This window comes from Sphingomonas sp. UV9 (genome assembly GCF_004101245.1).
Taxonomy (GTDB): Bacteria; Pseudomonadota; Alphaproteobacteria; order Sphingomonadales; family Sphingomonadaceae; genus Sphingomonas.
Genome location: NZ_SCIN01000003.1, coordinates 202,052 through 228,261, shown reverse-complemented (window position 1 = coordinate 228,261; position 26,210 = coordinate 202,052). Strand labels below are relative to the sequence as shown.

General features: G+C 64.8%; 26 protein-coding genes and 1 riboswitch. Of the genes, 10 read left to right on the top strand and 16 right to left on the bottom strand.

Going from position 1 to position 26,210, the window contains the following annotated elements; translation table 11 throughout:
• Window positions 1-7: 7 nt before the first annotated feature.
• Together EQZ23_RS13375 and EQZ23_RS13370 are read left to right on the top strand one after the other, a co-directional pair.
• Window positions 8-1,720 (top strand): acyl-CoA dehydrogenase, encoded by a 1,713-nt coding sequence (locus EQZ23_RS13375; protein WP_128454944.1) that lies wholly within the window; start codon window positions 8-10, stop codon window positions 1,718-1,720.
• A gap of 236 nt (window positions 1,721-1,956) precedes the next feature.
• The gene (locus tag EQZ23_RS13370) at window positions 1,957-2,772 is read left to right on the top strand and encodes an arylamine N-acetyltransferase (protein WP_128454943.1); all 816 of its coding nucleotides are present in this window, start codon (window positions 1,957-1,959) and stop codon (window positions 2,770-2,772) included.
• 194 nt (window positions 2,773-2,966) lie between these two features.
• On the opposite strand, the gene EQZ23_RS13365 is transcribed toward EQZ23_RS13370, so the two are convergent.
• The gene (locus tag EQZ23_RS13365) at window positions 2,967-3,323 is read right to left on the bottom strand and encodes a GntR family transcriptional regulator (RefSeq protein WP_128454942.1); all 357 of its coding nucleotides are present in this window, start codon (window positions 3,321-3,323) and stop codon (window positions 2,967-2,969) included.
• A gap of 37 nt (window positions 3,324-3,360) precedes the next feature.
• Window positions 3,361-3,936: a nitroreductase gene (locus EQZ23_RS13360; RefSeq protein ID WP_128454941.1), complete on the bottom strand. Its 576-nt coding sequence runs from the start codon at window positions 3,934-3,936 to the stop codon at window positions 3,361-3,363.
• A 109-nt stretch (window positions 3,937-4,045) separates the two neighbouring features.
• On the opposite strand from EQZ23_RS13360, the gene EQZ23_RS13355 reads away from it, so the two are divergent.
• The gene (locus tag EQZ23_RS13355; RefSeq protein ID WP_128454940.1) at window positions 4,046-5,653 is read left to right on the top strand and encodes a peptide MFS transporter; all 1,608 of its coding nucleotides are present in this window, start codon (window positions 4,046-4,048) and stop codon (window positions 5,651-5,653) included.
• A gap of 67 nt (window positions 5,654-5,720) precedes the next feature.
• Here the strand turns inward: EQZ23_RS13355 and aguB are convergent, their stop codons facing one another.
• Window positions 5,721-6,569 carry an N-carbamoylputrescine amidase gene (gene aguB, locus EQZ23_RS13350; protein WP_128454939.1) on the bottom strand — a complete coding sequence of 283 codons (849 nt, stop codon included), beginning with the start codon at window positions 6,567-6,569 and terminating at the stop codon, window positions 5,721-5,723.
• 189 nt (window positions 6,570-6,758) lie between these two features.
• On the opposite strand from aguB, the gene ung reads away from it, so the two are divergent.
• Window positions 6,759-7,454 carry a uracil-DNA glycosylase gene (gene ung, locus EQZ23_RS13345; RefSeq protein ID WP_128454938.1) on the top strand — a complete coding sequence of 232 codons (696 nt, stop codon included), beginning with the start codon at window positions 6,759-6,761 and terminating at the stop codon, window positions 7,452-7,454.
• The gene (locus EQZ23_RS13340) at window positions 7,454-7,768 is read left to right on the top strand and encodes an alkylphosphonate utilization protein (RefSeq protein WP_128454937.1); all 315 of its coding nucleotides are present in this window, start codon (window positions 7,454-7,456) and stop codon (window positions 7,766-7,768) included. Before ung ends, EQZ23_RS13340 begins: the two co-directional genes overlap by 1 nt.
• Before the next feature lie 53 nt (window positions 7,769-7,821).
• Here the strand turns inward: EQZ23_RS13340 and EQZ23_RS13335 are convergent, their stop codons facing one another.
• From EQZ23_RS13335 to EQZ23_RS13285, 11 genes are all read right to left on the bottom strand, one after another.
• Window positions 7,822-8,706 (bottom strand): hypothetical protein, encoded by an 885-nt coding sequence (locus tag EQZ23_RS13335; protein ID WP_128454936.1) that lies wholly within the window; start codon window positions 8,704-8,706, stop codon window positions 7,822-7,824.
• Window positions 8,707-8,839: 133 nt separating this feature from the next.
• On the bottom strand, window positions 8,840-10,039 hold the full coding sequence (locus EQZ23_RS13330) for a reverse transcriptase domain-containing protein (protein WP_128454935.1): 1,200 nt from the start codon (window positions 10,037-10,039) through the stop codon (window positions 8,840-8,842).
• A 25-nt stretch (window positions 10,040-10,064) separates the two neighbouring features.
• On the bottom strand, window positions 10,065-10,466 hold the full coding sequence (locus EQZ23_RS13325) for a hypothetical protein (RefSeq protein ID WP_164913453.1): 402 nt from the start codon (window positions 10,464-10,466) through the stop codon (window positions 10,065-10,067).
• 154 nt (window positions 10,467-10,620) lie between these two features.
• Window positions 10,621-12,540 (bottom strand): phosphomethylpyrimidine synthase ThiC, encoded by a 1,920-nt coding sequence (gene thiC, locus EQZ23_RS13320; RefSeq protein WP_128454933.1) that lies wholly within the window; start codon window positions 12,538-12,540, stop codon window positions 10,621-10,623.
• A gap of 39 nt (window positions 12,541-12,579) precedes the next feature.
• A riboswitch (TPP riboswitch) is annotated at window positions 12,580-12,691 on the bottom strand.
• A 434-nt stretch (window positions 12,692-13,125) separates the two neighbouring features.
• Complete coding sequence (locus EQZ23_RS13315; RefSeq protein WP_128454932.1) at window positions 13,126-13,998, bottom strand: outer membrane beta-barrel protein; 873 nt, start codon at window positions 13,996-13,998, stop codon at window positions 13,126-13,128.
• A gap of 80 nt (window positions 13,999-14,078) precedes the next feature.
• Complete coding sequence (locus EQZ23_RS13310; RefSeq protein WP_128454931.1) at window positions 14,079-15,089, bottom strand: ferritin-like domain-containing protein; 1,011 nt, start codon at window positions 15,087-15,089, stop codon at window positions 14,079-14,081.
• 51 nt (window positions 15,090-15,140) lie between these two features.
• Window positions 15,141-16,160 carry a ferritin-like domain-containing protein gene (locus tag EQZ23_RS13305; protein ID WP_128454930.1) on the bottom strand — a complete coding sequence of 340 codons (1,020 nt, stop codon included), beginning with the start codon at window positions 16,158-16,160 and terminating at the stop codon, window positions 15,141-15,143.
• A gap of 497 nt (window positions 16,161-16,657) precedes the next feature.
• Window positions 16,658-17,521, bottom strand: a complete 864-nt coding sequence (locus EQZ23_RS13300) for a MipA/OmpV family protein (protein ID WP_128454929.1) — start codon at window positions 17,519-17,521, stop codon at window positions 16,658-16,660.
• Window positions 17,522-17,590: 69 nt separating this feature from the next.
• On the bottom strand, window positions 17,591-17,977 hold the full coding sequence (locus EQZ23_RS13295) for a DUF2141 domain-containing protein (RefSeq protein ID WP_128455582.1): 387 nt from the start codon (window positions 17,975-17,977) through the stop codon (window positions 17,591-17,593).
• Window positions 17,946-18,764 carry a sterol desaturase family protein gene (locus tag EQZ23_RS13290; RefSeq protein ID WP_128454928.1) on the bottom strand — a complete coding sequence of 273 codons (819 nt, stop codon included), beginning with the start codon at window positions 18,762-18,764 and terminating at the stop codon, window positions 17,946-17,948. Before EQZ23_RS13290 ends, EQZ23_RS13295 begins: the two co-directional genes overlap by 32 nt.
• A gap of 160 nt (window positions 18,765-18,924) precedes the next feature.
• Window positions 18,925-19,578 carry a hypothetical protein gene (locus EQZ23_RS13285; protein ID WP_128454927.1) on the bottom strand — a complete coding sequence of 218 codons (654 nt, stop codon included), beginning with the start codon at window positions 19,576-19,578 and terminating at the stop codon, window positions 18,925-18,927.
• 459 nt (window positions 19,579-20,037) lie between these two features.
• Here EQZ23_RS13285 and EQZ23_RS13280 point away from each other — a divergent pair, with 459 nt between their 5' ends.
• Window positions 20,038-20,250: a hypothetical protein gene (locus EQZ23_RS13280; RefSeq protein WP_128454926.1), complete on the top strand. Its 213-nt coding sequence runs from the start codon at window positions 20,038-20,040 to the stop codon at window positions 20,248-20,250.
• Here EQZ23_RS13280 and EQZ23_RS13275 read toward each other — a convergent pair.
• On the bottom strand, window positions 20,234-20,785 hold the full coding sequence (locus EQZ23_RS13275) for a GNAT family N-acetyltransferase (RefSeq protein WP_128454925.1): 552 nt from the start codon (window positions 20,783-20,785) through the stop codon (window positions 20,234-20,236). The genes EQZ23_RS13280 and EQZ23_RS13275 overlap by 17 nt on opposite strands.
• Window positions 20,786-21,273: 488 nt before the next feature.
• On the opposite strand from EQZ23_RS13275, the gene crtY reads away from it, so the two are divergent.
• From crtY to EQZ23_RS13255, 4 genes are all read left to right on the top strand, one after another.
• Window positions 21,274-22,437, top strand: a complete 1,164-nt coding sequence (gene crtY, locus EQZ23_RS13270) for a lycopene beta-cyclase CrtY (protein WP_128454924.1) — start codon at window positions 21,274-21,276, stop codon at window positions 22,435-22,437.
• Window positions 22,434-23,912 (top strand): phytoene desaturase, encoded by a 1,479-nt coding sequence (locus EQZ23_RS13265; RefSeq protein ID WP_128454923.1) that lies wholly within the window; start codon window positions 22,434-22,436, stop codon window positions 23,910-23,912. Before crtY ends, EQZ23_RS13265 begins: the two co-directional genes overlap by 4 nt.
• 195 nt (window positions 23,913-24,107) lie before the next feature.
• Window positions 24,108-24,689 (top strand): TIGR00730 family Rossman fold protein, encoded by a 582-nt coding sequence (locus EQZ23_RS13260; RefSeq protein WP_128454922.1) that lies wholly within the window; start codon window positions 24,108-24,110, stop codon window positions 24,687-24,689.
• 157 nt (window positions 24,690-24,846) lie between these two features.
• Window positions 24,847-25,797, top strand: coding sequence for a phytoene/squalene synthase family protein (locus tag EQZ23_RS13255; RefSeq protein ID WP_128454921.1), 951 nt, complete (start codon window positions 24,847-24,849; stop codon window positions 25,795-25,797).
• A gap of 148 nt (window positions 25,798-25,945) precedes the next feature.
• Here EQZ23_RS13255 and EQZ23_RS13250 read toward each other — a convergent pair whose 3' ends face one another.
• The gene (locus tag EQZ23_RS13250) at window positions 25,946-26,176 is read right to left on the bottom strand and encodes a hypothetical protein (protein WP_128454920.1); all 231 of its coding nucleotides are present in this window, start codon (window positions 26,174-26,176) and stop codon (window positions 25,946-25,948) included.
• Window positions 26,177-26,210: the final 34 nt, after the last annotated feature.

Below are 26,210 nucleotides of genomic sequence, written 5' to 3'. Positions count from 1 at the left end.
GGATGCGATGGCCTTCACTCCAGCAACCACCGAACAGCGATTCCTGCTCGACCACGTCGTACGGATCGGCGAACTCGCCGCGACCGAACGCTATGCCGCCGCCAGCGACGACGTCGTCGACGCGGTGCTCGAAGGCGTCGGACAGCTCGCGGCCGGCGAATGGGCGCCGCTCAACCGCGCCGGCGACACGGTTGGGGCGAAATGGACCCCCGACGGCGTCGTCATGCCCGAAGGCTTCGCGCAGGCGTACAAGGACTATGTCGAGGGCGGCTGGGGCACGATCGGCGTCGAGGAGGAATGGGGCGGGCAGGGCCTTCCGTTCGCGATCCAGACCGCGGTGCTCGACACGCTCGGCTCGGCCAACATGGGCTTCGCGCTCTGCCCGACGCTGACCGTTGGCGCGATCGAGGCGCTCCAGCATCACGGCTCGCCCGAGCAGCAGGCGCTCTACCTCCCCCATCTCGCGACCGGCGAATGGACCGGTACGATGAACCTGACCGAGCCCCAGGCGGGCTCCGACGTCGGCGCATTGCGTGCAACCGCGACTCCGCTCGGTGACGGCAAGTGGTCGATCAAGGGCACCAAGATCTACATCTCGTTCGGCGATCACGACATGGCGCCGAACATCGTCCACCTCGTCCTCGCGCGGACACCCGGCGCACCCGCGGGCACGAAGGGCATCTCGCTCTTCCTCGTCCCCAAATACCGCCTCGCCGAAGATGGCACCCCCGGTGATTTCAACGACGTCCGCGTCGTCTCGATCGAGCACAAGATGGGGCTCCACGCGTCCCCCACCTGTGTGCTGAGCTTCGGCGACAATGACGAGTGCGTCGGCGAGCTGATCGGCGCGGAGCTCGGCGGCATCCGCGCGATGTTCACGATGATGAACAACGCGCGGTTGAACGTCGGCCTCCAGGGCGTGCAGGTCGCCGAGGGCGCGACTCAGGGCGCGGTCGCCTACGCGCTCGACCGCGTGCAGTCCGCCCGCGCCGGTTCGCCCAACAAGGGCTCGGTCAAGATCGTCGAGCATCCCGACGTCCGCCGCATGCTGATGCGGATGAAGGCGCAGACGCAGGCGGCGCGCGCGCTCGTCTACTACGCCGCGGGCCAGGTCGATCGCGCCAATCTCGGCGATGCCGCGGCCCGCAATCGCCTCGAACTCGTGACCCCACTCGCCAAGGCGCACGGCACCGATCTCGGCAACGAAGTCGCCTCGCTCGGCATCCAGGTGTTCGGCGGCATGGGCTATGTCGAGGAAACCGGCGCCGCGCAGTATTTCCGCGATGCCCGCATCACGCCGATCTACGAGGGCACCAACGGCATCCAGGCGGCGGATCTCGTCGGGCGCAAGCTCGGCCTCGACAATGGCGGCGCGTTCGCCACGCTCATCGCCGACATCCGCGCGGAATCGAAGGACGAGCGCCTGCTCGCGCTGGTCGACGCCTGCGACGCGATCGGCCGTCGCCTCGCCACCGCGGATGCCGACGACAAGCTCGCCGCGAGCTATCCGTTCCTGACGATGCTGTCGGTTGCGACCTGCGGCTGGCTGATGGAGCGGCAGGGCGGCGTCGCCGGCACCGACGATTTCGGTCGGATGAAAACCGCGGCGGTGCGCTTCTACCTCGATCAGATCGTCCCCGAGGCAATGGGCCTCAACGCGGCGGCAAACGCCAGCGCGGCGGTGCTGTACTCGATCGAGCCGGAACTGTTCGCCGCCTGAGAGCCCCTGACGAAAGCCCGGACCCAGCGTCCGCCAATCCTCGCCCGCAAGGGGGAGGATTGGCGCTTGCCAGACGGAGGGGGAGGAAAGGAGAAACCTCGGTTGCGTGTCCTCCCCCTCCGTCGCCTTCCGCGCCACCTCCCCCTGGCGGGGGAGGATGAATGTGGCGTCTCCCTACTCGACGGCTGCTCGGGGCTGACGGTATGGGGCGGGGGAATCATGGGAAACCCTGCCTGATGTTCGATCTCGACGCCTATCTCCAACGTATCGCCATGCCCGCGCGGCCGACGCTCGACTCGATCGGCCTCGGTCGCCTGCAACATGCCCACCGGCTTGCGATCCCGTTCGAGGATCTCGACGTCGTCCTGGGCCGCGGCATCGCGATCGACGGCGCCTCCGTCTTCGCCAAGCTCGTAACCGCCCGCCGCGGCGGCTATTGCTTCGAGCATAACCGGCTGTTTCTCGATGCGCTGGCGGCACTCGGCTTCACCGCGCGGCCCTTGCTCGCCCGCGTCTGGCTCGTCGCGACGGACGTGCCGCCGCTCACCCACACGTTCGCGCTGGTGACGATCGATGGGCAGGAGTGGATCGCCGACACCGGCTTCGGCGGCAGCTACACGCCCGTCCTTCCGCTAGCCGATGGTGCCGAGGCGACTGCACCCGACGGGGCACGCTTCCGGCTGGAAGCGACCGAGCAGGGCTGGATGCTGTTCCGCGATGGCGATCCGATGACGACGGACGGCCGCGGGTCGGGTGAAGGGATCCAGCCGCAGTACAGCTTCACGCTGGCGCCGGTGTTCGACGCGGATCTCGCGCAATCGAACCACTGGACCTCGACCGCACCCGCCAGCCGCTTTACGCACACGGCGATCGCGAGCATCGTCCTGCCGAACGGCTTCGCATCGCTGACCGGGCGGAACTATCGCCGACGTTCGGGGACGGATACGACGGTTGGTGAGATCACCGACCCGCGGGTTTACCGGATGCGGATGAGCCTATTGTTCGGAATCGACCTGAGCGTCGAGGATGTCGCGGCGTTGGGGCTGTTCTGAAGCCCAACACTCCCGTTCGTGCTGACTAGCGACCGAGTAGCTCCGTTAGGAGCGTATCGAGGGCGCGTATCGAAGCAGGGGTTCCACGCGCCAACCTGTCCTTCGATACGTCCTCTCGATATGCGGCTTCGCCGCTACTCGATGATTACTCAGAACGAACGGATGGGGGATGTGGGAGAACTCGAGGCAGGCGCTCAGACCCGCTCGCGCTCCAGCAGGTCGTGCACATCAAGGCCCAGCAAGTCGATATGCCCCAGGATTCGCGGCCACTGCGTCGTCACGAAATTCTCGCGCTCCGCCACACGCAGCGCCTCCGCCGCACCCGGCAGCACGAACATGCCGACGCCGCGCCGGACCTCGACATAGCCGTCGTCCTGGAAGCTCTGATACGCCTTGGCGACCGTCAGCGGGTTGGCGCCCTGCTCGGCGGCGAACGCGCGCACCGACGGTAACTGGTCGCCTGCGCCATAGTCGCCACGCAGGATGCCAGCGGCAATTGTGCTGCGAAGTCTGATATATACGGGGCTGTCGTCGCTGCTGAGCGCTGTCATGCTGTTCTAATACAGCAATTAGGCGATTAGTCGAGTCTCACGATCCCCAGTGCGAGACAAGACGTGCCATATCGGGGCGGGGCCGTTCGTCGAGCGCGCGCGACGGCGTGCCGATGAACATGAACCCGGCGATCCGCTCCGATGCCGAGCCGAATGCATCGCGGACCGCGTCCGAATAGGCCGCCCAGCCGGTCAGCCAGCCGCCCGCAAAACCCTCCGCATGGACCGCATGGAGCAGGTTCATGCACGCAGCTCCTGCCGACAATTCCTGCTCCCACACCGGGATCTTGCTCTCCTTGGGCGACGACAGGACCACCACCAGGGTCGGCGCCTGATGCGCGAACTGATCGAGCGATTCGAGTTCCAGCCGCGACGCATCCGGTCGTTCGGCGAGATAGGCGTCGGTGATCAGCCTCGACAGCGCCGCGCGGCGTTCGTCGCCGACCACTACGAACCGCCACGGCGCCAGCTTGCCATGATCGGGCGTGCGCGCCGCGATCTCCAGGATCGTCGCCAGCTGATAGGAATCGGGGCCGGGCGCGATCAGGTCGCGCGGCTTGCCCGAGCGGCGGGTGGCGAGGAGCGAGAGTGGCGTCGAGCGGTCGTTGAGCATGTCTCGGCAGATAGGCTTTGGCGTCTGATATTTACAGTCCGGGCTTTGTCGTTAAGTTGCGCGCAATCAAGCACCCGTCAGCGGCGCACACACGGAGCATCACCACCACATGGCCAGCGCAATCCCCAAAGCGAGCAGGGGCAGCGGCGTTCCCGCCGATGCGAAGACGTTTTTCGGGCACCCGCGCGGGCTGTTCATGCTGTTCTTTGCCGAGATGTGGGAACGCTTCTCGTTCTACGGCATGCGCGCGATCCTGGTGCTGTACCTCACCAAGCATTTCCTGTTCGCCGAACAGCCCGCCTACGCGATCTATGGCGCCTATACCTCGCTGGTCTATATCACGCCGATCATCGGCGGCTATCTGTCCGACCGGTTCCTGGGGCCACGCAAGGCGGTGCTCGCGGGCGGCGTGTTCATCACACTCGGCCATCTGCTGCTCGCGGTCGTCGAGGCGCCGCAGGGCGTGCAGGGCAACGCGCTCAACGGCTTCTACCTCGGCCTCGCCTTCATCATCGTCGGCACGGGCTTTCTGAAGGCGAACATCTCGGTGCTCGTCGGCAATCTCTATGCGCGCGACGACATGCGCCGCGATGGCGCGTTCTCGATCTTCTACATGGGGATCAACACCGGCGCGTTCGTCGGCCCGATCGCGGTCGGCATCCTCGGCGAGACGGTCGGCTGGTCCTACGGGTTCGGCGCAGCGGGCATCGGCATGGCCTTGGGTCTGGTCGTGTTCGTGCTGTTCCGGCGCGAACTCTACGACGTCGGCGAGTCCCCCGCCCCCGAAAAGCTTGCGTCGAAGCCGGTTGCCGGCCTCTCGATCGAGTGGCTGATCTATCTCGGCGGCCTGCTCGGCGTCGCGGTGTCGTGGTGGCTGGTGCGCAGCCAGGGCGTGGTCGGCACCGCGCTGATCGTCGCTTCGCTCGTCACGGTCGGCTACATCCTGTGGACCGCGGTCGCAAAGCTGCCGCGCGTCGATCGCGACCGGATCTTCGCCGCGCTGTTCCTCATCGCGCTCGCGCCGCTGTTCTGGGCGCTGTTCGAACAGACCGGGTCGTCGCTCAACCTCTACACCGACCAGTCGGTCGACCGCGTCGTGTTCGGCTGGACCATCCCGGCGTCGGTGTTCCAGTCGGTCAATCCGTTCTTCATCATCACGCTGGCCCCGGTGTTCGCGGCGATCTGGACCAAGCTCGGTCGGGCGGGACGCGAGCCCAGCGCGCCGTTCAAGTTCGGCATCGGCCTGATCCTGGTCGGCGCCGGCTTCTTCGTGCTGACGCTCGGCGCGCCGGCGCAAGGCCTGACTCCGGCGATCTTCGTCATCCTGCTCTACATGCTGCACTCGATGGCCGAACTCTGCTTCTCGCCGATCGGCCTGTCGTCGATGACGCGCCTGTCGGTGCCGAGCATGACCGGGCTGATGATGGGCACCTGGTTCCTCGCGACCGCGGGCGGCAATTTCCTCGCCGGGCTGATCGCACAGGCGACCGGCGGCGAAGGTGCCGGCGTCGAGCGGGTGCTGGAGGTGTACGGCCGTATCGGCTGGGTCGCGATCGGGATCGGCGCGGTCGTGCTGGTGCTCGCACCGTTCGTCACCAAGCTGATGCACCTCGACCAGCTGGGCACGGTGGATCATGCGATGGCGGGGCAGAACGAGCTGGGCGAGCCCGGCGCCGCAGGGCTCGATACGCGCGGCGAGCAGATCCCGCGGGGGTGATGCTCGCCCCCCTTCCGCGGGGCGAGCGCTATCCTCGGCAGGCGACCTGCGCGGTCCGTGCCGGGTTTCAGATGTCCTGAACGAGGCGGCCGTACAGGTCCGGGCGGCGATCGCGGAAGAAGCCGAAGGCGGCGCGGTGGCGCTTGACGATGTCGAGGTCGATCGTTGCGGTGATCACGCCTTCGTCGTCGCGGCCTAGCTCCGCCAGGATGTCGCCGCGCTCGTCGGCGATGAAGCTGGTGCCGTAGAAGGTCTGGCCGTGCTCGACGCCGACGCGGTTGGCGGCGACGATCGGTACGACGTTCGACACCGCATGGCCGACCATGGCGCGGCGCCAGAGCCGGGCGGTGTCGAGCGAGGTGTCGTGCGGTTCGCTGCCAATCGCGGTCGGGTAGAACAGCACTTCGGCACCCATCAGCATCATCGCGCGGGCGGTCTCCGGGTACCATTGGTCCCAGCAGACGCCGACGCCTAGCTTGCCCGCAGTATGTGGCCAGACCTTGAAGCCGGTGTTGCCGGGGCGGAAATAGAACTTTTCCTCATAGCCGGGGCCGTCGGGGATGTGGCTCTTGCGGTAGACGCCCTGCACGGCGCCGTCGGGGCCGATCATCGCGAGGCTGTTATAGTGATGCGGACCGTCCGCCTCGAAGAAGCTGGTCGGGATCGTCACTTTGAGGGCCTCGGCGAGCGCCTGCATCGCGAGCACCGCCTTGTGCTCGCCGACGGGCGCGGCGTTGGCGAAGAGGCCCTCGTCCTCGACGCGGCAGAAATACTCGCCCTCGAACAGCTCGGGCGGGAGGATGACCTGCGCGCCCTTCGCGGCGGCCTCATGGACGAGCCGCGAGACGTTCGCGATGTTGCGGTCGATGTTCGGGGTGAAGCCGAGTTGCAGCGCGGCGACGGTGATCTTGCTCATGGCGGCGCATATAAGGAGGGCGCGAGGGTTGTGCGAGCCTTTGGTGATCCGGTCCATCCGCAAAGCTGTTCCCCCGCGGAGGCGGGGGTCCAGGGTTGCGGGCGGTAGCGTGTGTGATCCTGGCCCCCCGCCTCCGCGGGGGAACGGGGGTGATTGACACTGCCCTTCCCTCTCCGACATGCGCCGAGGATGATCGACCATACGCTCCCGCCAAGCTGGCAGACGCTCGCCGCCGAGTTCGAGGCGCCGTACATGCAGGCGCTCGATGCGTTTCTGGACGGCGAGCGGGCTGCGGGCGCTCGCATCTTTCCCGAGGGGGCGGACCGGTTTCGGGCGCTCGAACTGACACCGCTCGATCAGGTGCGGGTCGTGATCCTGGGGCAGGATCCGTATCATGGCGAGGGGCAGGCGCATGGGCTGAGCTTCTCGGTCCGCCACGGCGTGCGGACGCCGCCTAGCCTGGTGAACATCTACAAGGAGCTGGAGGCGGACCTCGGGATCCCGCGGGCCTCTCATGGCATGCTCGATCATTGGGCGGCGCAGGGCGTGCTGCTGCTCAACGCGGTGCTGAGCGTGCGGATGGGCGAGGCGGCGTCGCACGGCAAGCGCGGGTGGGAGCGGTTTACCGATGCCGTGATCGCGGCGGTGAACGCGCAGGACAAACCGGTCGTGTTCCTGCTGTGGGGGGCGTATGCGCAGAAGAAGGCGGCGTTCGTCGATGACATCGCGAAGGGCGGGCGGCATCTGGTGATCCAGTCGGCGCATCCTTCGCCGCTGGCGGCACGGACCGGGTTCTTCGGATCGCGACCGTTCAGCCGGGCCAATGCCTTTCTCGAAACCCATGGGCGCACCCCGATCGACTGGGCGCTGCCGGAGACTGAATGATGAGCGACGGCGAATATGTCTATGACGAGGCGACCGGCGAGTGGGTCGAGGCCGGTGCTGCGACTGACGCGGCCTCTGGCGCGGCGGCGGACGACGGCGCGGTCGTGGTGCGGGACTCGGTGGGCAACGTGCTGGCGGACGGCGATCAGGTGACGCTGATCAAGGACCTGACCGTGAAGGGCGCGGGCCAGACGCTGAAGCGCGGGACGCTGATCAAGTCGATCCGGCTGACCGGCGACGCGCAGGAGATCGACTGTCGCTACGAGGGGATCAAGGGCCTCGTCCTGCGCGCGGAGTTCGTGCGCAAGCGGTGAGCGGGATGGCGCGCGCCTGGCGGGCCGGTCCAAAGGTTACAATAAAGTCAAACCTAGAACGTATCCGCGTCATCGTCCTCGACAGGGCGGAGGCGCGGGATCGTGGCCTTGGCGGCGGCGAGTTGCGCCTCGAACGCGGCACCGAGCGGCGACGGATCTTCGGCCGACTTTGGCCGGCGCGCGGGCCCCGCATCGCCGCGGATATCGGCGACCTGGAGCGCGATCGCGAGGTCGTCGGGCGCCATCAGCCGGTGCGGCTCGGGCGGTAGCGGCGGCGCGAGCGCGGCTAGCGCGGTCTCGACCGAGGGTGCCGTCAGCGCCGACTTGGCCGGGGGCGCGGCCGGGTTGGGCGATTGGCCGGGGGTGCGATAGCGATCAGGCTGGTGCGCGCGCAGGAGGAACATCAGCAGGCGATCATTGTAGCGGACCCGCTGGCCGACGCGGTTGCCTTCGCGGTCGAACACCGGCTCGGGCGATCCGTTGACCGCGCGGTCGAAGGCGAGATCGACCAGCCGCAGCGACGCGGTCTGCACCGCCGCATCCCAGGCCGCGGCAAACGCCCGGCCATCGGCCGAGCGCCGCAGCCGGTAGCAGGAGGTCGGCGACATCTGCACCTCGATCGCGGCCTGCGTGACCGAGCCGGTATCCGCCAGCACGCCGATGAAGCTCTCCTGCGCGGCGACCGTCCAGCCATCGCGCCGCGGCTTGCGGCGGACCGGCACCCAGTCATAGTCGGCGAGATCGAAATCCTCGGGCACCGGCGCCTCCACGATTTCGACTGCGCGCCCGGGCTTGGACCCGGCTTCCGGCGCGATGACGGTCAGCGCGTTGGCCGAGTCGGGCGTGGGAACGGGGACGATGTCGAGCATGACATCGAGCGTTTCGGGGAGCGCTACGGGGAGCGGTGCGGGCGCGGTGCGCGTGGGTTTCGTGTCCATCCGCGAAACGGATCAGGGCGGGGGCGTGTAGGACAGCGGTTTCGTGGCGTGTTGGACTTTTTGCGCGAGGAGTGTGGCGTGGGGGCATCCATCAGATGTGAACGGGATGAATTTTGACCTTCGCAGTAAGGTATTAAATTATCCCAAGAAAGCGACGTTCTCTACGACCGAGCTTGCTGACTTGCTCTCCTAGCGCTTGCTCTAACACATGCGTCAATGCAGCAGCCTTCATCGATCGAATTTCGGCTACTAGCTCAGCGTGATTTTCAGCACCTTGATAAGCCTGAATATATCCTGACTCCATTGCGTCCACGTAGTTGCCAAAACGAAGCAATGTGACCCTTCTTTGAAGCAAAGTATCTATGTTGCCTATCTCGGCGAATTTCGATCCCACTTTCTCGATGCACTTTTGACTGATCCGCAAATCATACTTTGCATTGCGCGTGGGACATATTTCCATGCCCAAAAATTCGGCAGCTTTGCTTGGATGATAAGTCGCTGTTTTCGCACCAACGGTGTTAATTGATCCTACTGATAATCCCATCTCACCTAGTAATGACCCTAGAAAATCATGAAACGCTAGGCATTCCTTCTCTGTGTCGAAAAACGCCACAATGTCGTCGATGTACCGAATTGCTGGCGTGCCGCGTTTTTCAATAGCCCGATCCAGATCGCGCAGTAGCATCCCCGCGAAGTAAGGAGAAAGAGGCATACCCTGCCGGACTCCAACGCCCTTAGATATGCCTGCTTTTGTAACAATATCTTGCCAATTCTGATCAAACCCATCCTCGATTTCTGCATCGACAAATGGTAGAATAATCTTATGCAAAGAGCGCTGTGAAATAATCGAGGTAACAGCATTCCGAACGGCTTCACGAGGAATTTTATCAAAGAATTTTTCGATATCAGCTTTATAGACCCAGCCGTGCAGATCACGGAGGGCAACGGCTCGTTTCCTAGCATCACCAACGCCTCGGCGAGCACTACGGATCAGTCCGTAGCTAACCGAATTCAAAAGACCCCGCGCTTCAAGCTTTGGGCGAAACTCATTGAGCAAACAAAATTGCAGAACACGGTCGCTCACGGTCGGTACGCAGATTATCCGATTCCCACCGTTCGGCTTTGGCTTGGCAATTGCCAACAAGCCCTTGGGCTTAAAACTTCCTGCGACTTGCTGACGGATTTTAAAGAATTCGTAGTTGAGTCTAGCTTCAAACTCTTTTCCGGTCTGACGGTCGATCCCGAAGCAGGATTTTCGCAGTCGCGCCTTCTCAAAGCGCCATACTATTTCCATATTAGCGACGGATAGGGCGGTGGTGAGAGAGTTTTTCATCTAGTTGCCGCCAGCCTCACCTAAATCACCCAGGCTGGCGGATCACCAGGAGCCGAGCATCCGCAATCGGACGATCGGCATTCGCCATGTGCCCGAGGCCTCGGCTACCCGCCTCAACGGAGACTTGGGCCGAAACCTCGATCTGACTCTTAACCAAAAAGGTCTTTGGAGCCAGGCCGCACATTAGCACAAACAGGGTGGCCACGAAAAGCACCGCCTGGAACAAACCATGAACGGCGCCGCGTTTATTCGCGACCTCGCTGGGCGTTACGGCCAAAACGGCCGATTTGCGCGGCCCGACGCGAGAAAGCCCCTCACAGATTTGTTTCCGCTCCTCGCAGGATCGAAGGGTGATACGAGGCATTTTACAGTCTCCAAGATCAAGGCTGAGCCGAGCATCCGCAATCGGACGATCGGCATTCGCCATGTGCCCGAGGCCTCGGCTACCCGCCTCAACGGAGACTTGGGCCGAAACCTCGATCTGACTTTAGAGACCGGGTGAACGGTTTCTGTGGAGCAAACCCACATCGGGTCGTACTGCCGTTGCAACGGTTACCATGAATTTTACCAACAGGCTAGAATTACTCTGCCGGCAGGTAGATCTCGCTGCCTCTTTCTCGGAATTTCTCGCTCATGTCGGCCATACCCTTCTCCGCTTCGGCTTGGGTACCCTTGGCGAAGATCGCTCGGTTGGCGTCGGCCTGATCGGCGTCGGCCGCGAGGAACGTGTCGGCCGGGCTGTTCTGCTTTGCCGCGAAGTCGCGCACCTCTTGCGTGATCTTCATCGAGCAGAATTTTGGGCCGCACATCGAGCAGAAATGGGCGGTCTTGGCGCCTTCTGCGGGGAGGGTCTGGTCGTGATATTGCTCGGCCGTATCCGGGTCGAGCGAGATGTTGAACTGGTCTCGCCAGCGGAATTCGAACCTTGCGCGGCTCAGCGCGTCGTCGCGCATCTGGGCGGCGGGGTGGCCTTTGGCGAGGTCGGCGGCGTGGGCGGCTAGCTTGTAGGTGACTACGCCGACCTTCACGTCGTCGCGGTCGGGGAGGCCTAGATGCTCCTTCGGCGTGACGTAGCAGAGCATCGCGGTGCCGTACCAGCCGATCATCGCGGCGCCGATGCCGCTGGTGATGTGGTCGTAGCCGGGGGCGATGTCGGTCGTCAGCGGCCCTAAAGTGTAGAAGGGCGCTTCGCCGCAGACTTCGAGTTGCTTGTCCATGTTCTCCTTGATCTTGTGCATCGGCACGTGGCCGGGGCCTTCGATCATGACCTGGACGTCGCTCTTCCACGCGCGGTGGGTGAGTTCGCCGAGCGTGTAGAGTTCGCTGAACTGCGCTTCGTCGTTGGCGTCGGCGATGCTGCCGGGGCGCAGGCCGTCGCCGAGGCTGTAGGCGATGTCGTACGCCTTCATGATCTCGGTGATCTCGTCGAAGCGCTCGTAGAGGAAGCTCTCCTTGTGGTGGCTGAGGCACCATTTCGCCATGATCGAGCCGCCGCGCGAGACGATGCCGGTTACGCGTTTGGCGGTCATCGGGATGTAGGCGAGGCGGACGCCGGCGTGGATCGTGAAGTAATCGACGCCCTGCTCGGCCTGCTCGATCAGCGTGTCGCGGAAGATCTCCCAGGTGAGGTCTTCGGCCACGCCGCCGACCTTTTCGAGCGCCTGGTAGATGGGGACGGTACCGATCGGGACCGGCGAGTTGCGCAGGATCCATTCGCGGGTGTCGTGAATGTTGCGGCCGGTGCTGAGGTCCATCACCGTGTCGGCACCCCAGCGGATCGACCAGACGAGCTTGTCGACTTCGGCGGCGACGTTGCTGGCGACCGCGCTGTTGCCGATGTTGGCGTTGATCTTGACGAGGAAGTTGCGGCCGATCGCCATCGGTTCGGATTCGGGATGGTTGATGTTGTTGGGGATGATCGCGCGGCCCCTCGCGATTTCATCGCGGACGAACTCTGGCGTGACGTAGTCGGGGATGCTGGCGCCGAAGGATTCGCCGTCCCTGACGTAATCCTTGAGCATGGCGCGGCCGAGGTTTTCGCGGGTGGCGACGTATTCCATTTCGGGGGTGATGATGCCGCGGCGGGCGTAGTGCATCTGGCTGACGTTGGCGCCGGCGCGCGCGCGCAAGGGGCGCTTGATGCTGCCGGGGAATTGGGGGACGCCGCCGGAGCGGTCGGGGCCGAGTTGGCCGTTGTCCTCGGGGCGGAGTTCGCGGGCTTCGTAGGATTCTACGTCACCGCGCGCTTCGATCCACGCGCGGCGGAGTTGGGGGAGGCCGGCGTTGATGTCGATCGTCGCGCGCGGGTCGGTGTAGGGGCCGCTGGTGTCGTAGACGCGCAGGGGGGGCTCGGAGCAGGATGGGTCGAGGACGATCTCGCGCATGGCGACGCGGACGTCCGGGCTGGAGGGGACCGCGACGTGGATCTTGCGGGAGCCGCGGATCGGGCCGGTGGTTACGCCGATGTCTGCTGTCGGGGTGCGTGCTTCGATGTCGGCCATGCGCTTGCTCCTAAAGGTGTCGGAGCAAGGCTTGCGGTTCTGTGGCGACCGCTCCCTCCCTCCGCCGGTATCAACCGGATCAGGTTCAGCGGGTCGAAGGCTCCTGCCTTCCTCTCAAGCGCGGATCAAAGCGCTCCCCCGGGGTGGGGTCAGCATAGGGGGATGGGGTTGGGGTGCAATGGCAAACTTGGTGGTGTTGATCGGCGATGCACCTGCGCTTGGGGCACACCCTTCGACTTCGCTCAGGGCGAACGGGAGTGGGAGGTGGTGCCTTTTGCGATCCTCCCCCGCCAGGGGGAGGTGGATGGCGCTTGCCAGACGGAGGGGGAGGTAAGGGATAACCTCTGTTGCGTGGCCCTCCCCCTCCGTCACCTTCGGTGCCACCTCCCCCTGGCGGGGGAGGATTGAGGTTGTGCAGACAAAGGAAAAGGCCGCTGCCCTGGTTTGGGGCTGCGGCCTTTTCGACGTGTATTAGTGATCGGCATCCCCCCTCGCCCGTTCGTGCTGAGCGTAGTCGAAGCACCTGCGCTTGGGGCTTACCCTTCGACTTCGCTCAGGGCGAACGGGGATGGAGGGTGCGCTACTTCAGAACCGGAAAGAAACGGTGCCGCGCAGCGAGTGCCAGCGGAAGTTCTCGTCGCTGCGGCGGAAGGTGGTGCCCGTGGTGTTGGGGGCGAGCACGAACGGGTTGTTCGCCAGCAGGACCGGGCTGCCCGCAAGCGCGGTGCCAGCGGTGACGAGGACGCGGGCTTCGTCGTCCTTGTACTGGTGATAGGTGTATTCCATGCCGATCGAGATGTTCTTGGTCAGCTTCTGCTCGATGCCGCCGCCGCCGACATAGCCCCAGCGGTTGTTCGAGCCGGTGGCCGCGAACGCGTTGGCGGTGTTGGTGGTGAAGAACAGGTTGTCGATCTTCGCATAACCGGCGCCGCCGGTCGCGTAGAACAGCGTGTTGCGCGCGGCGAGGCCGGCGCGGACGCGGGCCGAAGCTTCCCACTTCAGCTTGCGTGCCATCGTGTAGCTGGCGGGCGTGGTCGAGAAGGCGGCGACGCTGTCGGTGATCTCGGCCTTGCCGAATTCGCCGACCAGGCCGACCACGAACGGACCGCTCTGCACGTCGAAACCGGCGCGGCCGTAGTACGACCAGCCGTCATCGTCGTTGCGGCAGCCATAGGCCGGCACCGCGGTGCGGGCGGAGCCGTTGCAGAAGCCCGGCGAAAAGGCGTTGGCGCCGGTGATGGTGTTGACGCTGTCGCTGAAATTGCCGTCGGCGTTGCGATCGAACTGGATCGACGAGCCGACGTCGTTGGGCTGCACGTCATAGCCGCCGGCCGCGCCGATATAGACGCCCGAGAACGGCTTGCTGTCGGTGGTCATGTCCTGCGCCTGGGCCGGGACGGCAAAAACGCTCGCGACGGCGAGGCCGGCGAGCGCGGTAAGCTTCGTGTAATGAGTCATGGTCGTTCCCCAAACGAGGGGCCGCGACGCGCATGATGTGCGTCGCGACCCAGTTTTCCTGTTTTAGTGTGCGGTGACGATCACGCGTTGGCGCCACTGCTCCGAAGTGCATCGGTGCGGTTGTTGGTGCCGTTGGGGAAGAAGCCCCCGCCGATCTTCGCGGTGTTGGTCAGGTAGACGATGTTGTGCACCTGCGCGACCGACCGGCTGTACGCGAGGCCGTTGGCGTCGGTGGGCACGATGTTCGACACGTTTGGATCGGTGCCGGTGATGCCCTGATCGATGTCGCTGCTGCCGTCGAGGCTGTCGCGCGCGTCGCTGATCTGGCCGGCTGCCGTGCGCAGCGACGGTGTCGTCAGACCCTTGCGGTACAGGATCGTGCGGATCAGGCCTGCGTGATACGCCTCTGCCGCGAGGATGCCGGCGGCCGCCTCGAGATAGGTCTTGTTGGCGATCAACGCTGCGCCGCCCTTATAGGCCGAAACGCCGACGTCCTCGAAGATGTACGCACCGAGCAGGAAGCTGTTGTCGTCGGCATAGGGGTTGAACACGCCTGTTGCGGGCACGACGCCCGCCGCGCGAGCTGCCAAGGTGAAGGCACCCGGTGCAGCCGCGGTGCCGGCCGAGATGTCCAGCGCCGGCTGGGCGACGGCGGCGCTGCCGAGCGCGGTGCGCAGGAAGGCAACGTGCGCGATTTCGTCGATCGCGATTTCGCGCGCATATTCCCGCACGATCGGATCCTGGAACGGCACCTGTGCGCCACCCGTCACGCCGCCCTGCGTACCGGTACCGGTCAGCAGGCTGGCATTGAGGCCAACGCCGAACGTCGCGAACGCGTAGAACTGCGCTTCGAGATATTCGAGGTTTAGCGCGAAGTTGAGGACGTCGGCGTCGTTGAGGGCCGCGACCGGTGCCGGACCTGGAACGGGTACAGGCGCGAGGTCGGCGTCGTCGTTGCCGCATGCGGACAACAGCGTCGCGCCACCGATGGCGAGCGCGCCGCCACCGGCGAAGCGGAGGAAGCCGCGACGCTCGTTACGACGAGCGGCGATCGCGTCGAAGATTTCCAGCTTGGTATTGAGATCGGTCATTGGGTTAATCCCCTGAATATCGAAGAAGAGCGAAAGGCGATGCTGATCGGATCAGACCGCTGCGGTGCTCGTCTTGATGTTGCCGTTCATGCCGGCCGGGAAGAACCCGCCCGCGGAGGCTGCGCCACTGGTGAGGTACACGATGTTGAGCACCTGGCTTGCCGAGCGGCTATACGCGACGCCGTTTGCGTCGAGCGGAACGATGTTCGACACGGTGACCGCGGCCTGCGTGGTCGCCAGGTTCGTCGGCGTCGCGCTGTACGACGAGATGCCCTGATCGATATCGCCTGCGCCGAAGATCGTGGTGTTGGCACCACCACCGTCGAGGCTGTCGCGCGCCCGCGAAATGGCATCCGCCGACGTGCGCAGCGACGGCGTGTCGATGCCCTTGCCGTACAGCGTCGTGCGGACGATCGCAGCGTGATACGCCTCGACCGCGAGCAGGCCGGCTGCAGCCTCGAGATACGCCTTGCTGGTAAGCAGCGGGGCGGCACCCTTGTACGCGGTCACGCCGACGTCCTCGAAGATGAACGCGCCGAGCAGGAAGTTCTCGTCGGTGGCGTACACGTCGAAGGCAGCGCCCGCGCCGATCAGGCCAGATGCGCGTGCGGCATTCGAGAAGGCGCTGGTCGCGGTGACGCCGACGTCGATCGCCGGCTGGGCGACGGCCGCGGTACCGAGCGCGGTGCGCAGGAAGTTGACGTGCGCGATCTCGTCCGCCGCGATTTCCCGGGCATATTGCGCGACGATCGGGTCGGTGAAGTTGACCCGACGGCCACCGAGAACGGCGCCCTGCATGCCGGTGCCGGTCAGCATGCTGTTCGGCAGGCCGTTACCGGTGGCGGCGTAGGAATAGAATTGCGCCTCGAGATATTCGAGGTTGAGCGCGAAGTTCAGGACATCGGCATCGGTGATGGTCTGTGCCGACGCGGAGCTGGAAAACGACAGCGCGGTCGCACCGGCTGCGGTGATCGCAGCGGCGCCCAGCGCGTTCTTGAAAAATTCACGGCGCTCGCTGCGTCGCTCTACGCGAGCATCGAGGGCTTCGATCAGGTGCACGCTCTCGGTCATATCAGGGTCCTCCCCCTTGTTGTTACAGACGTCGGAGTTTTTAAAACAATCGAACGATCCGGACCGATAGCAGCACGATCCTGTCGCCAGGACCCCACTCATAACGCGCTCAATTGCGGGCAAAAATATGCCGTCCAGGTCGAGAAACGAGCGTGCATGAATTATGGACGCACGTTTCAAGACGACCGCGTGAAATAAATTTCACGGGGGGTGCGCGGGGTTTTTGGGGAGGCCGTGGGGTTGGGGCGCGGGCCGGCGACAGGCGCTCGGGGTTCACTGCGGCGGTTTGTGGCGGGCTCTGCCCGAGGCGTCATGGCGTGGAGCGCGGCGCGTGGAACGAGGAGAGTTCTGCCCGCGCAATCCTCCCTCGCCAGGGGGAGGTGGCTCGCGCTTGCCAGATGGAGGGGGAGGTAGGCGCAAACCCTCGTTGCGTGTCCTCCCCCTCCGTAGGCTACGGCGCCACCTCCCCCTTGCGGGGGAGGATAGCGGGGTTTGGATCAGAAGGTGTAGGTGAGTCCGATCGCGCCGAGCCACTGGTCGGCGTCGCCGACGTCGGCGACGATCGGGCTGTCCTTGTACTTGCCGACCATGCGGCCGTAGAGCACGCCGGCGCCGACGCCGAGGCCGTGGCGGAGATCGCCCGACAGGCTCTGCACCACGAACAGCGACGCGTTGACGCGGCGGAAACCGCTGTCGTTGACGTCGTAGGTGCGCAGGCCGCTGGCGAGCGTGCCGATCGGCGTGACCGCGGCATAGGTCCGGCCAAAGCCCTTGCCGGCATAGTCCGCGGCGATACCGAGCGAGACGAGCGTGCGCACCGACAGCGGCGTGGTGTAGTTCACCTGCGGCGTGATGACGTAGCTGTCATAGGTGCCCGAGACGTCGTGAACATAGGCGACGCGCGCGGTGAGCGTGTCGTAGTCGCTCGTGATGACGCCGGTGCGGGCGATGCCGACATAACCACCCAGCTCATAGGCGGTGTCGATCTTGCCGAGCGCGCGGACCTGGCGGTTGTCGATATCGCCGGTGCGATCGCGGCGGACGCCACCGATGACGCCAACTTCGTAGTTGATGCCGACCTCGCCCGTGTTCGGGATCAGGTTGAAATACAGCTGTGTGCCCCGCAGGAACACGTCATGCCCGCGCACCGCGCCGACAAAGGCACCGGCGGGCGTGAAGGAATTGCTGTCCGCGCCTTCGTAATCGGGCATCGACACCACGCCGAGCGCGACGGTGAGACGGTTATTGTCCCGGGGATCGGTGACCGGCGGCGAGGGGTTTGGATCGGTCTGGGCAATCGCGGGCGTGGCGGTCGCGAGCACCGCGATTGCGGCAGACGTGAAGAGGGTGAGTGCGCGCAATGAAATGCTCCGGACATAAAGGTTCCCCGACGCAACGCGGCCAGCCCCTTTTCGGTCCGCCACGATCGGTCAGAAGATGTAACGCATTTTCACCTGTTGCAATTCGGCATCACCGGCAACCATGAACCGGGCGGCGGAAAAGCGCGGCGGACCGAACCGCACGGCGGCGTTGCGCGAGAAGCCATAGCCTTCGCGCGGGATGCCCGCGAGCGTATCGAGCTTGGCATTGTTGTTCTCGTCGTGGATCACCGCGAGCGCATAGCCGCGCTGTGGAAGACCCGGAAAGCTGGTGATATGGATGTTGGCGGGGATCGACCGGGTCAGCGCGTTGGCGTCATCCACACAGGCGGGGAAATTGTCGGGATCGGCGGTGAGGCAGATCCGGATCACGCCCTTTGCCGAGCGGATATTGTCGATCTCGACGTCAAGCCGCGTGACGGGTGCCGTCGCTGCCAGCGTCAGCCACGCCAGCGCGCCTGCGGCCACCAGCGGCAACCGCGACACGGGCGGCCGCTTTCGCGTGCGACTTGGTGAAGTCGCCGAGTCCGTTGTCGGTGCCGCAGAGCCGATCCCAAAAGCGGAAATAGAGGCCATAGTTGCACCCGTATTGTTCGTGATGGCGCTGATGATGGCTCGCCGTGATCAGCCAGCCCCCCAGTGCGCCGCGCCACATGAACCGGGGGAAAACCTCCCACCCCATGTGATTGGTTACCCCCATAACGGTCATGATCGTCAGTACCATACCCAGTGCGCCGACATGGATCGGAATCAGGAAGACCAGTAGCGGAATTATCACAGCGCCGGTGATCGCCTCGATCGGGTGAAACGCCATCGCCGCCCACGCGGTCGGCGGGCGGCTGGCATGATGGACCGCATGCGCGAGCTTGAACGGCTTGGGCCGATGCATCCAGCGATGCGTCCAGTAGAACCAGGCGTCGTGCGCGATCATGTAGGCGAGAACCGACACCGGCAGGTACCAGAGCGGATAGGCGTGGACGTCGCTATAGACCTGCGTCCAGCCGCGATTCTGCCAGCCCCAGGCGACGATTCCCGCGGGCACGCCGTAGATCGCGGCGGAGGCGATGCTCCACCAGATCTCGCGCCGCATCTGCGCATCCAGGCCGCGATAGAGCCCCGGATGACGCGCGCGCGTGACGGCGGCGAACGCGCCGGAGACGATGAGATAGCGGACCCCGACGATCACGGTCATCGCGATCGCGGAGAGGAGGATGGCGAGCCACATGCGCGTCTCATAGGGGATTTCGGGGGGTTGGGTAATGGGGGTTGTGGGATGTGGGCGTGGTGGGTGCCTGCTTCGCCGATCGACGCAGGCCTGATGCAAAAATTAAAAGTTCTGCATCAACAGGATCAGCATGCTGGTTTTCGTCGCTCTGGGTTCGCGATCATGGCTGGTCAGAATGCTGTGCATCAAAACAGTTGGCGAATGACCAGAACACATCTTGCTCGTCGAACGTACACTCTGGTTTTGTCGATACAGCCAATCTTGCTAGTTCGGAAGCGAGATTAAGCTTCGCGTCTTGGCTACCACCACACGCACCCCAGCTTGCGCTTTTTGTGGTGGACGCGTCACCAGCCCCGAGAAGCACGCCCCATCCATGACAAATTGACGGAGGTGGTTCGTTAGTTTCTGGCGGGTCCCACGGAACGTATGGGCGTGGGTCCAGTGACGTACCCTGAAGGCGGTTCAAACGCGCCCAGACCGACCCCGGAAGAAGCGATGAGGTAGGTGCTCCTACCGTACGGATCACATTTAATTTAACCGATCCATCCGATGTTCGTTCGACCTCCACGCCGGGAAGTGAAATCATCCCATACGGATCTGAGAACAGTGCCCGCTTGACCTCTCTTTTCTTTGCTCTCAATTTTGAAAGAGGTTCAAAACCAGCTCGAGTAAATCGACTCTCATCATAGCTGGCTTGATTGGCTTTTCCCCGCTCGAAGTTGGCGCGCTGCTGAGCAGAATCTTTCGGTGGAAAGTTGACTTGGCCGGTGGCCCAGGAGCCTGTCAAAAGAACCAGAGCGAAGACGATCTTCAAATCGTGCTCCTTTCAGGAAAAGCGGAAGTAATTATCAACGCGGTATAAACCACACGCCACCCTAAAGCATCCCGTCTCGACCGCTACTTACCGCGTTGGTGATGCGGAAATCACAATCTTTGCATCGGCCGGACAATGACTGAAAACAGCACATCCGGGCGATGTCGAAATCCGATGTATCAACCGGACGCGAGACCATGGACGAACGGTCCCCCGTCCGGAGTGCCCTGTCTTCCACAATAGTATCGGTGAAGGTGGGAGTGCGGCTGGTGACATTGCGGGCACGGTTCAAGGCCGCGCGTGGCGCATGATTCGCGGGATACCCCAGCTTTCACCGGGGTGACGGACTGGACCCATTACCGAAGAATACCGGGGGGTTGCGATAGGCTCTATGCAGGGTGCGGAAAGATGTTAGCCTCACTTCCAGAGCAGGACGACCTGCCAATCGGAGAGTGATGCATGGCAAACCACAGCGCCGCGCGCGGGGATACTGGCGGGGATACGGACCGGGACATTCGCCAGGATACCGGCAAGGACCATAAGGGGCTGATCTACGTGATAGCCGGCAGCATCCTGGCCCTGGGGCTGGTGTTGATGGCGTTCTACGACCGGGCGGGCGATCCGATGCCGATCGCTTCGGTGCAGAAGCCGGTCGTTACCGCGCAGCAATAGCCCCGGGATTTACCAAGGGCGCGGCGCGGTCGAAGATCAGGATCGGGGCGTCCCGGTAGGTGCCCGTGGTGCGCAGTCGGTAGCCAAGGCGCTCGGCAAGCCGGATCGAGGGTGCGTTGGCGGGGTCTATGATGCAGGTCGTCGCCGGAATGCGCGCGTCGGTCCAGGCGAGGATCGCGGCGAGCGCTTCGGAGGCGTAGCCCTGCCCTTGTGCGTCGCCCGTGAGCGTCCAGCCGACTTCGGGCGCAGCGTCGATCGAGGGCGTGATCGCGCGGCGAGTCTCCATCAGCCCGAGTTCGCCGATCAGGCGGCCCGCGGTGTCGCGCGCGACCCAGGTGCCGTAGCCGAACGCCGTCCATTGGCCGATCGCGCGCAGGAGGCGGATCCAGACGTCCTCGCGCGATCGCGGCTGGCCGCCGATCATCGTGTAGACGCGCGGGTCGGTCCACATCGCGGCGCAATCTTCGAGGTCGGCGGCGGCGTGGCCGGTCAGGGTCAGGCGGGCGGTGGTGAGCGTGGGGGCGGATGCGGGCATTTGCATAGTCTAAGGGCGTTCCTGGTGGAGGGGTATCCGTTACGGGGTACCTCCATTTCTCGGATGAGGGCGTATTCGTTGCGGGGTTCTCCCCTGCCTGCAAGGAGGGAGCCCGTTGCCGAGGATTTGTCCCTCGCTGGAAGGGAGGAGTTGGTGGTGGGTTGGCCGGCTTGAGCCACTTGCGTTCGAACGGGCGGTCGCCGACCCACCCCCGGGCCGCTTTCTTCCAGGGAGGGGGCAGGTCCGGTCTTGCCCCAGCATTCGTTATCGCTTGCCGGCTTGTCGCTCGTATCGCGCCGCCCTGCCGCTCGTCTTTCCACTCTCGCGCCTTCCTCCCCCTTCCGCCTGGCAAGTGCCAGCCACCTCCCCCTGGCGGGGGAGGATCGTAAGTCGGCCCCCTGCCCCTTCCCGGCAACGCAGGTTGTCTTCGCGCGCGATTGCTTTGCAAAGGTTGTTTTCGAGGCTCTCGCTTTGCGCTAGTCGGAGGCATGGCATCGACGATCTCCTGCGACGTTGCGATCGTTGGCGCGGGTTTGGCCGGCGGGATGATCGCGCTGGCGCTCAAGGCCAGGCATCCGGCGCTCGACGTGCGGCTGATCGACTCCGCGCCGGTCGTCGGCGGCAATCACCTCTGGTCGTTCTTCGGCAGCGACGTGGCGGCGGAGGATCGGTGGATCGTCGCGCCGCTCGTGGTGCATGCGTGGCAGGGCTACGACGTGCGCTTTCCGGGCCACGAACGAACCATCGACGCGACCTATTATTCGATCGAGAGCGAGCGGCTCGACCGCGAAGTGCGTCGCGTCCTGCCGCCGCATGCGCTGATGCTGGGGAGCAAGGTGTCGGGCGCGAGTGCCACCGCGGTGGTGCTGGCGAACGGCGACCGGATCGAAGCCAGGGGCGTGATCGACGTGCGGGGACCGGGCGACCTGTCGCTGCTCGATCTGGCGTGGCAGAAATTCGTCGGGCGCGAACTGGTGCTGAGCGCGCCGCACGATAGCCCCAAACCGACGGTGATGGACGCGACCGTGCCGCAGATCGACGGCTATCGCTTCGTCTATTGTCTGCCGATGGCAGACGACCGGATGTTCGTCGAGGACACGTATTACAGTGACACCCCCGATCTCGATGTCGAGGTGCTGACGACGCGCATCCACGACTATGCCGAGGCGCGCGGCTGGCGCGTGGCGCAGGCGTCGCGGCAGGAATCGGGCGTGCTGCCGGTGGCGATGGGCGGCGATTTCGAGGCCTATTGGCGCTCGGGCGGCGCGAAAGTCGCCAAGGCCGGGATGCGCGCGGGGATGTTTCACCCGACCACCGGATACTCGTTGCCCGACGCCGTGCGGACTGCAGCGATGCTGGCGGCGTCCACCGATTTTTCGGGCGCGGCGCTGCACGATGCGACCTATGCGATGGCGCGCGCGACGTGGCAGGCGCGCGGCTTCTACCGGATGCTCGACACGATGTTGTTCCGCGCGTCCGAGCCCGAGGAACGCTATCGCATCCTCGAACGCTTCTACCGCCTGTCGCCCGCACTTATCGGGCGGTTCTATGCCGGACGGTCGACGATGACCGACAAGGCCCGAGTCCTCACCGGCAAACCGCCAGTCCCCATCTCGCGCGCCGTTCGCGCCATTATCGGAGCACGCTCTTGAAGACCGCAATAGTCATCGGCGCAGGATTTGGCGGGCTGGCGCTCGCGATCCGGCTGCAATCCGCGGGCGTGCAGACGACGATCGTCGAATCGCGCGACAAGCCGGGCGGGCGCGGCTATTATTGGGAGCGCGACGGATTTACGTTCGACGCGGGCCCGACGGTGATCACCGATCCGGATTGCCTGCGTGAGCTGTGGGCGCTGAGCGGGCGCGACATGAGCGCGGACGTGACGCTCGACCCGGTGCTGCCGTTCTACCGGCTGAACTGGCCGGACGGGACGAATTTCGACTACACCAACGACGACGTCCAGATGCGCGCCGAGATCGAGAAGCTGCATCCCGGCGACTGGGCGGGCTACGAGAAGTTTCTCGAATATTCGGCCGGCGTGTTCCACGAGGGATACGAGAAGCTCGGACATGTCGCGTTTCTCGACTTCGGGTCGATGATCAAGGCGGCGCCGGCGCTGGCGAAATACCAGGCGTGGCGCTCGGTCTATTCGATCGTGTCGAGCTATGTGAAGTCGGAGAAGCTGCGCGAGGCGTTGAGCTTCCACACGCTGCTGGTCGGTGGCAACCCGATGACGACGAGCGCGATCTATGCGTTGATCCACAAGCTGGAGCGCGACGGCGGGGTGTGGTTCGCGCGCGGCGGCACCAACCGGCTGGTGGCGGCGTTGGTGACGCAGTTCGAGCGGCTGGGCGGCGTGCTGCGGCTCGACGATCCGGTGACATCGATCGAGACGCTTGGCGACCGCGCGACCGGCGTGACGACCGCGAGCGGTTGGTCGGGTCAGGCCGATGCGGTGGCGGCGAACAGCGACATCATGCATACCTATCGCGACCTGCTGGCGACGTCGCGTAGCGCCAAGCGGAAAACCGGGTCGCTCGAGCGGAAGAAATACTCGCCGTCGCTGTTCGTGGTGCATTTCGGGATCAAGGGCACTTGGCCGGGTATTCCGCACCACATGATCCTGTTCGGGCCGCGCTATAAGGGGCTGCTCGAGGACATTTACGACCACGGTGTGCTGAGCGAGGACTTCTCGCTGTATCTGCACCACCCGACCGTGACCGATCCGAGCCTCGCGCCGGAGGGGCATTCGACGTTCTATGCCTTGGCGCCGGTGCCGCACATGGGGAAGTTCCCGGTCGATTGGGACGAGATCAAGCCGATTCTCGAAAAGCGCATCCTCGACGAGATCGGGCGGCGGCTGATCCCGGATATCCACGAGCGGATCGTGACGAAGTTCTCGTACGCGCCCAATGATTTTTCGCAGGATCTGAATGCGCATCTGGGGTCGGCGTTTTCGCTGGAACCGGTGCTGACGCAGAGCGCGTATTTCCGGGTGCATAACCGGGACGAGCATATTCCGAACCTCTACTTCGTGGGGGCGGGGACGCATCCGGGCGCGGGGATTCCCGGGGTCGTCGGGAGCGCCAAGGCTACGGCTCGGTTGATGCTCGAGGGCGATAAGTAAGGTTGGTTCACGCGGAGACGCGGAGGCGCGGAGGTGTTGCGTCCGGCCTCTCGGTCGGGAGACACCAACTTCTGCTCCAGCGAAGGTGATTGAACGGTCGCTACGCGACAAGGACAACACCTCCGCGTCTCCGCGCCTCCGCGTGAACCCATTCTTCCCTTGCGGCACCGTGCGCGCATCTCGTAGCGGGGACGGATGAAACGTCTTGCTGTGTATTGTGGGTCGGCGACGCCGGCTGATCCGATCTATATCGAAGGCGCCCGCGCGCTGGGGCTGGCTTTTGCCAAGCGGGGGATTGGCCTCGTTTATGGTGGCGGGCGGACCGGGCTGATGGGCGCGATCGCGGATGGGGCGCTTGAGGGCGGCGGCGAGGTTATCGGCGTTATTCCGCAGGCGCTGGTCGATGCGGAGGTCGCGCATCGCGGGCTCACCGAGTTGCACGTCGTCACGGGCATGCATCAGCGCAAGCAGATGTTCACCGATCTCAGCGACGGGTTCGTGACGATTCCCGGCGGGACGGGGACGATGGACGAGCTGTGGGAGGCGCTGAGCTGGGCGCAGCTTGGCTATCATGCGGATCCGGTGGGGCTGCTGAATACCGCGGGCTATTATGATCACCTGATCGCGTTCTGGGAGAAAATGGGCGAGGTCGGGTTTCTGCGGCCGCAGCACCGCGATCTGCTGATCGTCGCGGATACGCTGGATGTGCTGCTCGACCGGATGCAGCGCCACGTGCCGACGCAGCCGATCGTGCGGATGAACGCGGCCGATTTGTGAAGCAGCCTGAGTTGACGCCCGATCTCAACCTACACCGCCACCCCGGCGAAGGCCGGGGCCCAGTTGGAAAGGTTGAGGTGACGACGCGCAACGCCAACCAATATCTGTCCCCCAACTGGGCCCCGGCCTTCGCCGGGGTGGTAGCATGGGGGCGGGTATGACTCCCCCCACCCTTTCCCGTGCGGAGATCGTCGCGGCGGCCAAGAAGTCGATCGCGATAGGCTCCAAGAGCTTTGCCGCGGCCAGCCTGTTGTTCGACAAGCCGACGCGCGAGCGGGCGTGGCTGCTCTATGCGTGGTGCCGGCGGTGCGACGATATCGCCGATGGACAGGATCATGGGCACGGGATGACCGTGGTCGACGACGCCCCGGCGCGGCTGGTGGCTTTGTCGGCGATGACCGAGCAGGCGCTGGCGGGCCAGGTGGTCGGCGAGCCGGCGTTCGATGCGCTGCGAATCGTTGCGGCCGAGACCGGCATGCCCAAGCGGTTCGCGCGCGATCTGGTCGAGGGGTTCGCGCTGGATGCGCGCGAGTGGCGGCCGCGGTCGGAGAACGACCTGTACAAATATTGCTACCATGTCGCGGGCGTCGTCGGCTGCATGATGGCGATCGCGATGGGCGTCGATCCCGATGACGAGGACACGCTCGATCGCGCGTGCGACCTGGGGATGGCGTTCCAGCTCGCCAACATCATGCGCGACATCGAGGAGGATGACCGGGTCGGGCGCTGCTACGTGCCCGAGGAGTGGCTGGTCGAGATGGACTTTCCACCGGGCCAACACATGAAGCCACCGTTCCGATCGCGCCTCGCGGTGCTGACCAAGCGGATGGCGGAGCGCGCGGCGGCGTTCGAGGCGAGCGCACGCGAGGGGACGCCGGCGTTGTCGTTCCGGTCGGCCTGGGCGGTGCTATCGGCGGCGGGGATTTATGGCGCGATCGGGCGCGCGGTGGCGACGCGCGGCGAACATGCGTGGGATCACCGGGTGACGACGTCGGGGGCGCAGAAGCTGGGGTTTATCGCCAAGGCGGCGCGGGAGGCGGCGCGGCGGGAAACGCTGTATCCGCGGGCTCCTAGGGATGCACGATTGTGGACGCGGCCTCGGGACTGACGCGTCCCGACCATCCGTTCCCGGACTTGTTCCGAGATCCACCGTTCCGCACATCCTCACGCACTAGGTCCGGGGACGAGTGAATTCCGGAACAAGCCCGGCATGACGGACGGTGTACGTGACGGACGGGGGCGTGACGGAAGGGAGCTTAGCCCTGCGACTTTGCCTTGCCCGCCTTCGCCATAAGCTGCCCGCTCGCGCGGCAGTTCGCGCCGATCATCGGATAGGGAACGTCGGTATTCTGCGCGAGCTGATCGGGCAATGCCGCGCGGCACTGCGCCATCGTCTCGTACCGTGCCGGGATAACGCGCGCCTCGGTGCACCTGACGTTGCCGTCGCTGCATCCCAGTATCGCCATGACGTAGAACAGCGGTTCCATTGCACTCTCCAGTTACGGACAAAAGCGGCGAACC